The organism is Streptomyces sp. NPDC002130 (genome assembly GCF_040296465.1).
Classification (GTDB): domain Bacteria; phylum Actinomycetota; class Actinomycetes; order Streptomycetales; family Streptomycetaceae; genus Streptomyces.
Map to the genome: position 1 here is coordinate 1 of NZ_JBEOXI010000083.1, position 13,396 is coordinate 13,396.

The 13,396-nt window shown below is 71.8% G+C and carries 13 protein-coding genes; 11 read left to right on the forward strand and 2 right to left on the reverse strand.

Translation table 11 applies throughout. The features are described 5' to 3' along the window. The 9 genes from ABT116_RS17800 to holA all read left to right on the forward strand — a co-directional run. Window positions 1-683 (forward strand): class I tRNA ligase family protein (locus ABT116_RS17800; protein ID WP_351634079.1); only part of this gene is annotated, 683 nt, incomplete at its 5' end. A gap of 138 nt (window positions 684-821) precedes the next feature. Then, window positions 822-1,622 carry a hypothetical protein gene (locus ABT116_RS17805; RefSeq protein ID WP_351634081.1) on the forward strand — a complete coding sequence of 267 codons (801 nt, stop codon included), beginning with the start codon at window positions 822-824 and terminating at the stop codon, window positions 1,620-1,622. Window positions 1,623-1,694: 72 nt separating this feature from the next. Further along, on the forward strand, window positions 1,695-2,540 hold the full coding sequence (locus ABT116_RS17810; RefSeq protein ID WP_351634084.1) for a DegV family protein: 846 nt from the start codon (window positions 1,695-1,697) through the stop codon (window positions 2,538-2,540). Between the two features lie 119 nt (window positions 2,541-2,659). Continuing rightward, window positions 2,660-3,802 (forward strand): ComEA family DNA-binding protein, encoded by a 1,143-nt coding sequence (locus tag ABT116_RS17815; protein WP_351634087.1) that lies wholly within the window; start codon window positions 2,660-2,662, stop codon window positions 3,800-3,802. Beyond that, entirely contained in the window at window positions 3,799-6,393 is a 2,595-nt protein-coding gene (locus ABT116_RS17820) for a ComEC/Rec2 family competence protein (RefSeq protein WP_351634090.1), read from the forward strand. Before ABT116_RS17815 ends, ABT116_RS17820 begins: the two co-directional genes overlap by 4 nt. A gap of 4 nt (window positions 6,394-6,397) precedes the next feature. Beyond that, window positions 6,398-7,228: an arylamine N-acetyltransferase family protein gene (locus tag ABT116_RS17825; protein ID WP_351634093.1), complete on the forward strand. Its 831-nt coding sequence runs from the start codon at window positions 6,398-6,400 to the stop codon at window positions 7,226-7,228. A 174-nt stretch (window positions 7,229-7,402) separates the two neighbouring features. Continuing rightward, a complete protein-coding gene (locus ABT116_RS17830) occupies window positions 7,403-8,284 on the forward strand; it encodes a YceI family protein (protein ID WP_351634095.1) in 882 nt (293 codons plus the stop codon). A 38-nt stretch (window positions 8,285-8,322) separates the two neighbouring features. Further along, window positions 8,323-8,568: a hypothetical protein gene (locus ABT116_RS17835; protein WP_248500542.1), complete on the forward strand. Its 246-nt coding sequence runs from the start codon at window positions 8,323-8,325 to the stop codon at window positions 8,566-8,568. Between the two features lie 130 nt (window positions 8,569-8,698). Continuing rightward, window positions 8,699-9,688, forward strand: a complete 990-nt coding sequence (gene holA, locus ABT116_RS17840; RefSeq protein ID WP_351634099.1) for a DNA polymerase III subunit delta — start codon at window positions 8,699-8,701, stop codon at window positions 9,686-9,688. Between the two features lie 3 nt (window positions 9,689-9,691). Here the strand turns inward: holA and ABT116_RS17845 are convergent, their stop codons facing one another. Further along, the gene (locus tag ABT116_RS17845; RefSeq protein WP_351634102.1) at window positions 9,692-10,117 is read right to left on the reverse strand and encodes a VOC family protein; all 426 of its coding nucleotides are present in this window, start codon (window positions 10,115-10,117) and stop codon (window positions 9,692-9,694) included. Between the two features lie 99 nt (window positions 10,118-10,216). Between ABT116_RS17845 and ABT116_RS17850 the strand changes: the two genes are divergently transcribed. Further along, entirely contained in the window at window positions 10,217-10,612 is a 396-nt protein-coding gene (locus ABT116_RS17850) for a nuclear transport factor 2 family protein (protein WP_351634105.1), read from the forward strand. Between the two features lie 174 nt (window positions 10,613-10,786). Here ABT116_RS17850 and rpsT read toward each other — a convergent pair whose 3' ends face one another. Further along, a complete protein-coding gene (rpsT, locus tag ABT116_RS17855) occupies window positions 10,787-11,053 on the reverse strand; it encodes a 30S ribosomal protein S20 (RefSeq protein ID WP_351634108.1) in 267 nt (88 codons plus the stop codon). A 241-nt stretch (window positions 11,054-11,294) separates the two neighbouring features. Here rpsT and lepA point away from each other — a divergent pair, with 241 nt between their 5' ends. Next, a complete protein-coding gene (gene lepA, locus ABT116_RS17860; protein WP_351634111.1) occupies window positions 11,295-13,163 on the forward strand; it encodes a translation elongation factor 4 in 1,869 nt (622 codons plus the stop codon). The last annotated feature ends 233 nt before the right edge of the window (window positions 13,164-13,396 follow it).

A 13,396-nucleotide genomic window follows, 5' to 3' on the forward strand; every position in this document is an offset into this window, starting at 1 on the left:
AGTCCCTGAAGAACGCGGTCACTCCGGACGAGATCTGCGCCGAGTACGGAGCCGACACGCTGCGCCTGTACGAGATGGCCATGGGCCCGCTGGACGTCTCCCGTCCCTGGGACACGCGCGCGGTGGTCGGCCAGTTCCGGCTGCTGCAGCGGCTGTGGCGCAACATCGTCGACGAGGCGACCGGTGAGCCGAGCGTCGTCGACACCGAGCCCGACGAGGAGACGCTGCGGGCCCTGCACAAGGCGATCGACGGGGTCCGTGGAGATCTGGAGGGCATGCGGTTCAACACCGCCATCGCCAAGGTCACCGAGCTGAACAACCACCTGACCAAGGCGGGCGGCGCCGTGCCGCGCTCGGTCGCCGAGCCGCTGGTGCTGATGGTCGCGCCGCTGGCCCCGCACATCGCCGAGGAGCTGTGGCGCAGGCTGGGGCACACCGACTCGGTGGTGCACCGGGACTTCCCGGTGGCCGACCCGGCGTACGTGGTCGACGAGACCGTGACCTGCGTCGTGCAGATCAAAGGCAAGGTCAAGGCACGGCTGGAGGTCGCGCCGTCGATCTCCGACGACGAGCTGGAGAAGGTCGCGCTGGCGGACGAGAAGGTCGTCGCCGCGCTGGGCGGCGCCGGGATCCGGAAGGTGATCGTGCGCGCGCCGAAGCTGGTGAACATCGTTCCGGCGTAGTCGCCAGGACGTACGGACCGCTCTCGGGGTGGTCCCCTACGGGCAGGTTCGGGGTTTTTCTGGAACTCCGGACCTGCCCGTTGCGTTTACCGTGGAAGAGCGACGCGAGGCGCCGTGACGTCCTGAGGAGGAGCCCTTGTGGAAGCAGTGATCGCAGTCTTCGCCCTGCTCTTCGTGCTCTTGTTCGGGCTCGGGGCGTACGCCACCGTGAAGGCGGTCGGCGCCGCCAAGCGCGGCGTGGACCGCGGCATCACCCAGGCCCGCCGCACGGTCGAGGACCACACACTGCGCGCCAAGTCCTTCGCCCAGCCCGGCGCCGCGGGTGAACTCGCCCAGCTCCGGCTGAAGCTGCGCACCTCGATGCGCGCCACCCAGGACGCCTTGCACGCGGCCGTCGCCGAGGACGAGTCCCTGAAGGAGTCCGTCGGCCTCTTCGAACGGCTCAGCGCGCTCGGACACGAGCTGGACGGCGAGCTCAAGCGCCTGGAGTCCGAGCCGGACCGCGCCGCGCTCACCGAGCGGCTGCCAGGGCTGCGCGAGCGCACCGAACGCATCACGCACTCGGCGGACTCGCTGCGCTGGGCGGCCCGCGACCGGGCCCGCCGCTTCGCCGACGACGACCTGGACACGCTCAGCGCCCAGATCGACCTGGAGTCCGGCGCACTGCGGCACTGGACGGGGCCGGAGCCGGCGTCCTCGCAGCAGCCCTCGTCCTCGGAGCGGTCCGCGTCCTCCCGGCAGCCCGGCTCGCCCCCGCGGCCGGCGGCGCCGCCGTGGCCCGAGGCGCCCGCCGCCGACGCCGGCACGGCCGGGCAGACCTGGCCGGACAGCGCGCAGCCGGGCCCGGCGCAGGAACCGGCACGGCCCGCCATCACGCCGCCGGGACCACGCCTGACCCACCCCTGGCAGAAGAAGCCCCGTCCCGAGAGCACCACTTGAACCGGCCACTCACGCCGCAGGGCGCAGGGCCCGGGCTGCCACACGAGCGCTACGGCAGGTAACCTCCAGCTCATGTCCCGCCATGTCGCGATCGTCACCGATTCAACGGCCTACCTGCCGACCCGGACGATGGAGCGTCACGGCATCACAGCGGTACCGCTGACCGTGGTCCTCGGCGACCGTGCGCTGGAGGAGGGCACCGAGATCTCGACCCGCGCCCTCGCCCAGGCTTTGCAGAAGCGGCGCTCCGTGACGACCTCGCGGCCCGCTCCCGCGGTCTTCGAGGAGACCTACCGGAAGGTCGCCGAGTCCGGCGCCACCGGCATCGTCTCCCTCCACCTCTCCGCCGAACTGTCCGGCACGTACGACGCGGCCGTCGTGGCCGCACGGCAGGCGCCGGTGCCGGTGCGGGTGGTGGACACCGGCATGATCGCGATGGCGCTCGGCTTCTGCGCGCTCTCCGCGGCGGAGGCGGCGGAGTCGGGCGGGACGGTCGACGAGGCCGTCGCAGCAGCGGAGAAGAGGGCCGCGGGCACCTCCGCCTACTTCTACGTCGACACCCTCGACTACCTGCGCCGCGGCGGCCGTATCGGTGCCGCGCAGGCGCTGCTGGGCTCGGCGCTCGCGGTGAAGCCGCTGCTGCAACTGGCCGACGGCCGTATCGAACCGCTGGAGAAGGTGCGGACCGCGTCCAAGGCGATCGCCCGCCTCGAGGAGATCGCGGCCGACCGTGCGGGCGGTGCCCCGGTGGATGTCGCCGTCCACCATCTCGCCGCCCCGGACCGGGCGTCGGCCCTCGCCGACCGATTGCGGACGCGGGTGTCCGGGCTGGCCGATCTGCATGTCAGCGAGGTGGGGGCGGTGATCGGGGCGCACACGGGGCCCGGGCTGCTGGCAGTCGTGGTTTCGCCCCGGTGAACGTTGCTGTGGGACTCCGGTCACCCGTGTGAGTGACGGAGTTGTCCACAACCGAGGCCTTGTCCCCGGGAATTGACCAAGATCATCGCGGGTGGGGCGAGGTGGCCGATCCTCGTCGCATGGCACTTCGATCACGTTCACGCACAGCGACCGCGACCAGTGGGCCGGGCCGTGGGCCGGGGTCCGACGGGCGCGTCCGCCCTCACCGACGCCCGCCGGTCGCGCGCGGGCGGGCCCGGCAGCGTCATGCCTCGGCGGAGGAACTCCGGCGGCGCGCAGGGGCGTTGTTCGGCGACCACACCGGGCCGGTAGGACATCCGGGGCGGGCCGAGCCGGAAGAACGGGCCCGGGGGCACCGGGAGTCGGGGCAGGGGCCGCCGGGTCCGGCCGATGGTGAGGAGAACCGGCAGCGGCTTGGTGGTCACGAGACCGTCATGCGGCCCGTGGGTGTCCTCCGCGAGCCGGCGGGCGGGGACGGCGGCGCCGTGGAGGGAGTCTGGCGGGAGCGGGCCGGCCTGGCGCTGCGGGAGCGCATGCCGCTGTGGATGCAGTCCAGGTGCGGTCTGGAGCGGCGGAATGTGCTGGCCCTGACCGTGGTGCTCGTCGTCGCGGCGGCATTCGCCGTGCAGCACTTCTGGACGGGACGGACGCAGGCCGTGCGGCCGCCGGAGGTCGTGCGGGCGGCGGTGCCCTATGGGGAGCGGCAGGAGAGCGGGCCGGCCGGGCAGAAGCGCGGTCCGGGCGCCGGTGCCTCCTCCGGTGCTTCGTCCGCGTCCGTGAAGGCGGGTGCGGCCGAGATCGTCGTGGACGTCGGCGGCAAGGTCCGGGAGCCGGGGATCCACCGGCTGCCGCCCGGCTCGCGGGTGGCGGACGCGCTGCACGCGGCGGGCGGGGTGAAACCGGGCACGAACACCGACGGGCTCAACCGTGCCCGGTTCCTCGTGGACGGCGAGCAGGTGATCGTCGGGGGACCGGCTTCCGCAGCCGGACCAGGGGTGGGCGGTACGGCTCCCGGTGGCCCGGCCGGTGCCGCGGCCGGAGTTACGGCGGGTGGGGCGGCCGCGCCGGCGGCCCCGGTCTCCCTCAACACGGCCACCGCGGACCAGCTCGACACCCTGCCGGGTGTCGGCCCGGTGCTGGCGCAGCACATCATCGACTACCGCACGCAGCACGGCGGTTTCCGATCCGTGGACGAGCTGCGCGAGGTGAACGGCATCGGCGACCGCCGTTTCGCCGACCTGCGCGACCTCGTGCGGCCATGAGGGGCCTCCCCGGCCCGCCGGCACGGCAGGACGAGACCGCGCCCGGGCTCCGTCCCGCGAGGTCGTCCGTGCACGCGTCCTCCGGCACGCGTCTCGGCACGGCCCGTCCGCGCCAGGAGGGTCCGACGGACCTGCGGCTCGTGCCGCCCGCCCTCGCGGCCTGGGGCACGGCGGCGCTGGTGCTGGACACCTCGCCCCAGTGGGTGCTCGGCATCGTGATCGGCTGCCTGGTGACCGTCGGACTGCTGCCCTTGGCCCGGAGGCATCGGGCCGCGTCATGGCCGCGCGCCACGCTCGCCGCCCTGCTGCTGTGTGTCGCCGCGGCTGCCGCCTCGGCCGGGCTGCACGGGGCGGATCTGCGCCGGGGACCCGTGCCCGGCCTGGCGCGGGAGTACGCGACGGTGACCGCCGAGGTCGAGCTCACGTCCGACCCCCGGCTCACCCGGCCCAGGGTCAGCGGCGATCACGTGGCTCCGACGGCCGTGCTGATCGACGCCGACGTGCTGCGCGTCCACGAGGCGGGCGGCACTGCCGTGACCACGCGGACACCGGTGCTGATGATCGTGGACGTGGGCCCGGCCCCACCGGGCCGGGTGGCCGGCGGGCGGGGGCGGTCGCCATGGCTCGGGCTGCTGCCGTCGACGCGGCTGCGGGTCGGTGCGCGGCTGGCGCCCGCGATGACGGGCGGCGACCGGGTCGCGGCAGTGCTGCGCGTGCGGGACCAGGGCGAACCGGACGTGGTGGGAGGGCCCTCGGGGCCGCAGCGGCTCGCCGGGCGGTTGCGTGCCGGGCTGCGGGAGGCGACCGACGGGCTGCCCGCGGACGCCCGGGCGCTGCTGCCGGGCCTGGTGGTCGGGGACACCTCGCGGATCACACCCGAGCTGGAGGAGGCCTTCAAGGAGACCGATCTCACGCACACCCTGGCCGTCTCCGGGGCCAACTTCACGATCCTCCTCGCGCTGCTGCTCGGGCCGCCGGGCCTGGCGCAGCACGTCGAGCGGCGGGGGCTCGCGCCCCGGCTCGGTATCTCACTGCGCGGGACGGCCGTGCTCGGCGGTGTGCTCTCGCTCGGGTTCGTCGTCGTGTGCAGACCGGATCCGAGCGTGGTGCGGGCCGCGGCCTGCGGAGCCGTGGCCCTGCTCGCCCTGGCGACCGGCCGCCGGAGGTCGATGATCCCGGCGCTGGCGACGGCGGTTCTGCTCCTGGTGCTGTACGACCCGTGGCTGGCGCGAAGTTACGGGTTCCTGCTCTCGGTCGTCGCGACCGGTGCCCTGCTCACGCTCGCGCCGCGCTGGAGTGCCGGGCTGCGGCGGCGCGGGGTGCCGCCGAGGTGGGCCGAGGCCCTGGGCGCCGCCGCAGCCGCGCAGGCCCTGTGCGCGCCCGTCGTGGCCGTGCTGTCGGCGCGGGTGAGTCTGGTGGCGGTGCCGTGCAATCTGCTCGCGGAGTTCGCGGTCGCGCCGGCGACCGTGCTGGGGTTCGCGGCACTGGCGACGGCGCCGGTGGGGATGCCGGTGGCCAAGGCCCTGGCCTGGTGCGCGCACTGGCCCGCCGAGTGGATCGCGAGGATCGCCCGGACCGGGGCGGCACTGCCGGGCGGGGGAGTGGACTGGCCGGGCAGCTGGACGGGCGCGGCGCTCCTGCTGGCCGTGATCCTGGCCCTGGTACTCGTCGGGCGACGGCTGCTCGGGCATCCCTGGTGGTGCGGGGTCTGCGGAGTGTTGCTGCTTCTGGTGGTGGTGCAGCCGGCGCCGCTGACCCGGGTGGTGACGGGCTGGCCGCCGCCGGGCTGGCGTCTGGTGATGTGTGACGTGGGGCAGGGTGACGCCCTGGTGCTCGCGGCGGGTGAGGGGGCCGGAGTGGTGGTGGACGCGGGGCCCGACCCGCAGCTCGTCGACCACTGTCTGCGCTCGCTGGGCATCAGCAGGATCCCGCTGGTCGTGCTCACCCACTTCCACGCCGATCACGTGGCGGGCCTGCCCGGGGTGCTGCGTGGGCGGGCAGTGGGCGCGATCGAGACGACGGGGCTGGAGGAGCCCGCGGACCAGGCCGCGTTCGTACGGAGGCTGGCGGCGGTGCGGCGGATTCCCGTGACCCGGGCGGCGGTCGGGGAGCAGCGGCGCACGGGGGAGTTGTCCTGGCAGGTGGTCTGGCCGCCCCCGAGCCCGCCGCCGGACTCGCCGCCGGGGGCGTTTCCGGGGGTGTTTCCGGCCCACCCGGTGCCGGAGGGGCCCAACGACGCCAGCGTCGCCCTGCTGGTCCGCTCATCCGGACTGCGCCTGCTCCTCCTCGGGGACCTGGAGCCCCCGGCGCAGCGGGCACTGGCGCGCTCGCCGGCGACCGAGGCGCTGGAGGGTGTGGACGTGCTGAAGGTCGCCCACCACGGCTCGGCCTACCAGGACCCGGGCCTCATACGCCGGGCGGCCCCGCGGCTGGCCCTCATCTCCTGCGGCGAGGACAACTCGTACGGGCACCCGGCGCCGGGCACGGTGGCGGCGCTGCGTGCCGGGGGCGCGGCGGTGCTGCGGACGGACCGGGACGGCGCGCTCGCGGTCACAGGAGAGGGCGGCGAGCTGGGGGTGGCGCGAGACTGAGGGCATGAACTCAGCACAGGTTGATGCCTATCTCCGCCGACTGGGCGTGGAACACCCGGCCTGGCCCACCGTCGACGCGTTGCGCCAACTGCACCTGCGGCACCTGCAGGCCGTGCCGTTCGAGAACCTCTCGATCCATCTGGGCGAGGAGATCGTGCTGGAGGAGAAGCGGCTGCTGGACAAGGTGGTGGGCGCGCGGCGGGGCGGGTTCTGCTACGAACTCAACGGCTCCTTCGGGGCGTTGCTCGCGGCACTGGGGTACGACGTGGCGCTGCTGGCGGCGCGGGTGTACGGGGACGAGGGGCGGCTCGGGATCCCGTACGACCATCTCGCGCTGAGGGTACGGACGGTGGACGGGGGCGACTGGCTGGCCGATGTCGGGTTCGGGGCGCACAGCCACCTTCCGCTGGCGTTCGAGGACCGGGGGGAGCAGGAGGACCCGGGGGGCACGTTCCGGATCGTCGAGGCGGGGCCGGACGCGGCCGGGGTGCGCGGTGGGCACGGCACGGTGGAGGCGGCGGACCTGGACGTGTTCCGGGACGGCAGACCGCAGTACCGCCTGGAGGTGCGTCCTCGGGCGCTCGGCGACTTCGTGGCCGGGGCGTGGTGGCACAGCACGTCGTCGGTGTCGCACTTCACCCGGTCGCTGGTGTGTTCGCGGGTGACGGAGGAGGGAGGGCGGATCACGCTCAGCGGGCGCCGGCTCACGGTGACGGCGGCCGACGGCACGCGGGAGGAGCGGGAGCTGGGGGCGGACGAGGAGGTACTCGCGGCGTACCGGGAGCGGTTCGGGATCGAGCTCGACAGGGTGCCGGTGTCGCGAACTCCCGCGTAGGGAGTCAATTCCGGCCACACGGGGCTACTCAGGCGTAGTACCAGCACATCTGCTGGATTCCCGTGATGTGGTCCCGTGTTGCCTCGAAAGCCTCATGGGTGGTCGAATGCGTCTTCGGTACGTGTGATCAACAGTGATCAACAGGCGATTTCGAGTCACTCAGAGGAGCCGTGGATGATCGGCCGCTGGCGGGCAAGCCGCACCGACCGGGTGCACCGGACGAGTCCCCTGGCGGCGGTGCCGACACCGCCGAGCGCGGGGGTGCTGGCCTGCAGGGTGCTGGACCCGGTCAACGAGCCGGTCCGGCACGCGGAGTTCGCGGTCACGGACGCCGTGGGGCGGCCGGTCGTCAGCGGCGGAGCGGATCCGTACGGGTCGTTCGTGACGACGGTGCCCGCGGGGGAGTACCGGCTCGCGGTGTCGGCGGAGGGGTACACGCCCTACCGGGCGACGACGCAGGTCGCCGAGAACGCCCTCGCGTCGCTCGGGGACGTGACGCTGCAGGTGGCCCGGCCGCCGGAGCTTCCCGATGCCGGTGACTGGGACATAGAGTCGGCGCACTCCTCGATCGGCTTCACCGCGCGGCACATCGGACTGGCCCGCATCCACGGGCAGTTCAAGTCGTTCGCGGGGGTGATTCGGGTCGCCGATCCGGTGGAGCGGTCGGCGATGCACGTGGTGATCGACGCGGCGTCCATCGACACCAACATGAGGATGCGTGACGACCATCTGCGCTCGGCGGACTTCCTGGACGTGGAGAGGTTCCCGACGCTGGAGTTCTACGGCGACCGGTTCGTGCACAAGGGCGGGAACCGGTGGGCCGTGACGGGGGCGCTGTCGCTGCACGGCGTGACGCGGACGGTCACGCTGGACACGGAGTACCTGGGGCTGGGCAACGGCATGGAGGGCGAGGTGCGGGCGGCCTGCCGGGCCACGACCGAGCTGCACCGGGACGACTTCACGGTGAGCTGGCAGACCATGCTGGCGCGCGGCATCGCGGTGGTGGGGCCGAGCATCAGGGTCGACCTCGATGTGCAGATCGTGCGCAAGGGCTGAGCGACACGGCCACGAGGCGGTGTCGGACAATGTCCGGCGTGAGTGATGTGCGACATGTGCTGGTGCTGCCCGACCGTGATGCCGCGGAAGAGGTGGTGGAGGCGCTGCGGGAGCGGTTCGGGGTCGTCGAGGAGCCGCAGCTGGTGCGGGACGCGCTGGCCGGCGAGGACGACGCCGAGGACGCGCAGTGGCTGGTCGTCCTGCGGGACGAGGACGAGCGGCTGGATCCGGGGGAGCTGGACCGGCTGGCCGGCGAGTGGGAGGGCTGGCGGGAGGAACCGTAGGCACCCGGTCCTCCGCGGGCGTACGTCGGCCTGGCTCGTCCGGGGCCCCACGTCGGTCCGTCTGTCGCCGCGTGTGTACGCCCCCGTCCGTCGGGGTCCGTTGTCAGTGGCGCGTGGGATGCTTGGGGCGATGGCCAGGAAGACTGCGAATGACGACCCCCTCGCCCCGGTGACGCTCGCCGTGGGCCAGGAAGACCTGCTCCTCGACCGTGCGGTGCAGGAAGTGGTGGCCGCGGCGAAGGCCGCCGACGCCGACACGGACGTACGGGACCTGACCCCGGACCAGTTGCAGCCCGGCACGCTCGCCGAGCTGACGAGCCCGTCGCTCTTCGCGGAGCGCAAGGTCGTGGTCGTACGCAACGCGCAGGATCTGTCGGCCGACACGATCAAGGACGTGAAGGCGTACCTCGGGGCACCGGCCGAGGAGATCACCCTGGTGCTGCTGCATGCCGGCGGGGCGAAGGGCAAGGGGCTGCTCGACGCGGCGCGCAAGGCGGGGGCCCGTGAGGTGGCCTGCCCGAAGATGACGAAGCCGGCGGACCGGCTGGCGTTCGTGCGGGGCGAGTTCAGGACGACGGGGAGGTCCGCCACGCCGGAGGCGTGCCAGGCGCTCGTCGACGCGATCGGCAGCGATCTGCGGGAGCTGGCCTCGGCGGTGTCGCAACTGGTCGCGGACGTCGAGGGGACGATCGACGAGGCGGTCGTCGGGCGGTACTACACCGGGCGGGCCGAGGCGTCGAGCTTCACGGTCGCCGACCGGGCGGTCGAGGGGCGGGCCGCGGAGGCTCTGGAGGCGTTGCGCTGGTCGCTGGCGACCGGGGTCGCGCCGGTGCTCATCACGAGCGCGCTCGCGCAGGGCGTCCGGGCGATCGGGAAGCTGTCCTCCGCGCGCGGGGGGCGACCGGCGGATCTCGCGCGGGAGCTGGGCATGCCGCCGTGGAAGATCGACCGGGTGCGGCAGCAGATGCGGGGCTGGACCCCGGACGGGGTGTCGGTCGCGCTGCGGGCCGTGGCCGAGGCGGACGCGGGGGTGAAGGGCGGGGGCGACGACCCCGAGTACGCCCTGGAGAAGGCCGTGGTCACCATCGCCCGAGCGGCTCGTTCCAGGGGACGGGCCTAGCGTTCAGAAGACCGGCTCCCCCATCCCCAGCAGATTGCCCTCGCTGTCGTGGAACCAGGCGCCGCGTTCGCCCCGCGCGCCCTTGCTCGGGTAGTTCCCCTCGATTTCGGCGATTCCGCCCCGCGTGCGGAAGCCGGGGGCGTCGACCTCCTCGAAGACCACCCCGCGGCGCTTCAGCTCGGCGACCGCCGCATCGAGGTCCTCGACCTCCAACGCCATCTGCGTGAAGGTGCCGGGGGAGGCTCCCGTCGAGCGGAACAGGACGAACTCCGCGTCGCCGCACCGGTAGAGCAGCCCGCCGGGGCGTTCGTCCACGGGATCAAGACCCAGTTTCTCCGAGTAGAAGCGCCGGGCCCGCTCCAGGTCCTGGGCGGGGAGCCTGGTCGCCGCGTGGACCAGGACCGGCGCCTCGGTGTCGTGTGCGTCCATCTCTCCACTGTGCCGTGATCGAGTCGCCCTCTTCCTGCCGAAGAGGAGAATCGGGTGTACCAGCCGTACGTCGCCAGGTGATGGAGAGGTGGGAGGACCATGGCTGAACACCCGCACGCAGCGCTGGTCCGCAAGGGATTCGAGGCCTTCTCACGCGGTGACATGGACACCCTGCGCGAACTGATCGCGGGGGACGCCACCCACCACGTGCCCGGAGATCACCCCTTGTCGGGTGACTTCAAAGGGGTGGACTCGATCATCGAGATGTACGAACGGCTCGGCGCGGAGACGAACGGGACGATGCGCGCCGAACTGATCGGCATCGGTGTCGACGGCCGCGGGCACGCGGTCGGCATGACCCACTTCACGGCCGAGCGCAACGGCAAGACCCTCGACGACACGGGCTGCATCATCTTCCGGATCGTCGGAGACAAGGTCACCGACCTCGACGAATGCGTGGAGGACATCGACAAGAACAACGAGTTCTGGTCCTGAACAGGCCGAAGGCCCCGCCGGCCGCCCTGGGGAAGGGCGGAAGGCGGGGCCTTCAGTACGAGCTGCTGGATCCGCGCCCGCGTGGCGAACGCAGGCCGCGCGCGGATCCGGGGGTGCCGGACGGGAGCGGATGAGAGAGGGCCCGCTCGATTCCCTCCGGCGTCACATCAGATGTCAGCCCTTGAGCGCGTCGACCCTCGAAGCAAGCGCCGACTTCTTGTTGGCGGCCTGGTTCTTGTGGATGACGCCCTTGGAGACGGCCTTGTCGAGCTGACGCGCGGCGACGCGCTGGTACTCGGTGGCCTTCTCGACGTCACCCGCGGCAGCAGCCTCACGGGCCTTGCGGATCGCGGTCTTGAGGGAGGACTTGACGGCCTTGTTGCGCAGCCGCGCCTTCTCGTTGGTCTTGATCCGCTTGATCTGGGACTTGATGTTCGCCACGAATGAGCCTTCTCAGGTTCTGGCACGAGGGCGCACGCAAAGCGCACGATTCCCGCACCGGGTGATTTCTTGAGGTAGCGCCTCCTGCGAGAGGGCATGAGGCACAGCCACCCAGGCTACCAGTGGCCCCTTCCGCGGCCCAAACCCGTCCGTGGTCCCCACCCGTGGGACCATGGAGGCTACGTATCGATCCGACCCGAGACCGCAGACACTGCGGACGCCTCAAGAATCAGGACCCTGCGTGCCCGCGATCCCCAGCCACGTGCCCGAGCCGAGCCGTACCGATCCGGCTCTGATCCGCAACTTCTGCATCATCGCGCACATCGACCACGGCAAGTCCACGCTCGCCGACCGGATGCTCCAGCTGACCGGAGTGGTCGAGCAGCGGCAGATGCGCGCCCAGTACCTCGACCGCATGGACATCGAGCGCGAGCGTGGCATCACGATCAAGTCACAGGCGGTGCGTCTGCCGTGGGCCCCCACCCACGACAAGAACGACACGCACATCCTCAACATGATCGACACCCCGGGGCACGTCGACTTCACCTATGAGGTCTCGCGGTCGCTGGCCGCCTGCGAGGGCACCGTCCTCCTGGTCGACGCCGCCCAGGGCATCGAGGCGCAGACCCTCGCCAACCTCTACCTGGCGATGGAGAACGACCTCACGATCATCCCCGTGCTGAACAAGATCGACCTGCCGGCCGCGCAGCCCGAGAAGTTCTCCGAGGAGCTCGCCAACCTGGTCGGGTGCGACCCCGACGACGTGCTCAAGGTGTCCGCCAAGACGGGCCTGGGGGTCGAGGCGCTGCTCGACAAGGTGGTCGCGGAGATCCCGCCGCCGGTCGGCGTCAAGGACGCCCCCGCCCGCGCGATGATCTTCGACTCGGTCTACGACTCCTACCGCGGTGTCGTGACGTACGTCCGTGTCATCGACGGCCAGCTCAACAAGCGCGAGCGGATCCGGATGATGTCCACCGGCGCGACGCACGAGCTGCTGGAGATCGGCACCAACTCGCCGGAGATGCTGTCGGCCGACGGTCTCGGCGTCGGCGAGGTGGGCTACCTCATCACCGGTGTGAAGGACGTCCGCCAGTCCAAGGTCGGTGACACCGTCACCAGCCAGCACAAGGGGGCCGAGGAGGCGCTCGGCGGCTACAAGGACCCCAAGCCCATGGTCTTCTCGGGGCTGTATCCGCTGGACGGCTCCGACTACCCCGAGCTGCGCGAGGCGCTCGACAAGCTCCAGCTCAACGACGCCGCGCTGGTCTACGAGCCGGAGACCTCCGCCGCCCTGGGCTTCGGCTTCCGCGTCGGCTTCCTCGGCCTGCTGCACCTGGACGTGATCCGGGAGCGGCTGGAGCGCGAGTTCGGCCTCGACCTGATCGCCACCGCGCCGAACGTGGTCTACCGCGTCCTCATGGAGGACGGCACCGAGCACACCGTCACCAACCCGAGCGAGTTCCCCGAGGGCAAGATCTCGGAGGTCTACGAGCCGGTCGTGCGGGCCACCATCCTCGCGCCCAGCGAGTTCATCGGCTCGATCATGGAGCTGTGCCAGACCCGGCGCGGCACGCTGCTCGGCATGGACTACCTCTCCGAGGACCGGGTCGAGATCCGTTACACCCTGCCGCTCGCGGAGATCGTCTTCGACTTCTTCGACCAGCTGAAGTCCAAGACCCGCGGTTACGCCTCGCTCGACTACGAGCCCACCGGCGAGCAGACCTCCAGCCTGGTCAAGGTCGACATCCTGCTGCACGGCGACAAGGTGGACGCCTTCTCGGCGATCACGCACAAGGACGCCGCGTACGCCTACGGCGTGCGGCTCGTCGCCAAGCTGCGCGAGCTCATCCCGCGGCAGGCCTTCGAGGTGCCCATCCAGGCCGCCATCGGCTCCCGGGTCATCGCCCGCGAGACCATCCGCGCCATCCGCAAGGACGTCCTCGCCAAGTGTTACGGCGGTGACATCTCCCGTAAGCGGAAGCTGCTGGAGAAGCAGAAGGAAGGCAAGAAGCGGATGAAGATGGTGGGTTCCGTAGAGGTTCCGCAGGAGGCCTTCATCGCCGTCCTGTCGAGTGATGACAGCGCGGGGTCGGGCAAGGGCAAGAAGTAATCACAGATTACCGAGGGTTACACCGCAATCCGGGTTGAACAGGGGCCTGCCGTGCGAAAGTGCGGCGGGCCCTGTGCGTACGTGGGGTAGCTCTCTGTAGGAAGTGACAGGCCGCGGCCCCTTACGTAGGGGGCGGTCGCCCTTTACTCTGATCCCTGCTCGATAGTTACTCGCGAGTTAAACAAGAGCTCGTGAGCGAACCCAGCCGCACCTGAGCCAGCCGCATTGTCGCG

Bases quoted from the DNA above. Each gene is read 5' to 3' on its own strand.
- ABT116_RS17810 (WP_351634084.1), top strand. From the start codon at position 1,695: ATGTCCCGCCATGTCGCGATCGTCACCGATTCAACGGCCTACCTGCCG.
- ABT116_RS17815 (WP_351634087.1), top strand. From the start codon at position 2,660: ATGGCACTTCGATCACGTTCACGCACAGCGACCGCGACCAGTGGGCCG.
- ABT116_RS17820 (WP_351634090.1), top strand. From the start codon at position 3,799: ATGAGGGGCCTCCCCGGCCCGCCGGCACGGCAGGACGAGACCGCGCCC.
- ABT116_RS17825 (WP_351634093.1), top strand. From the start codon at position 6,398: ATGAACTCAGCACAGGTTGATGCCTATCTCCGCCGACTGGGCGTGGAA.
- ABT116_RS17830 (WP_351634095.1), top strand. From the start codon at position 7,403: ATGATCGGCCGCTGGCGGGCAAGCCGCACCGACCGGGTGCACCGGACG.
- holA (WP_351634099.1), top strand. From the start codon at position 8,699: ATGGCCAGGAAGACTGCGAATGACGACCCCCTCGCCCCGGTGACGCTC.
- ABT116_RS17845 (WP_351634102.1), bottom strand. From the start codon at position 10,117: ATGGACGCACACGACACCGAGGCGCCGGTCCTGGTCCACGCGGCGACC.
- ABT116_RS17850 (WP_351634105.1), top strand. From the start codon at position 10,217: ATGGCTGAACACCCGCACGCAGCGCTGGTCCGCAAGGGATTCGAGGCC.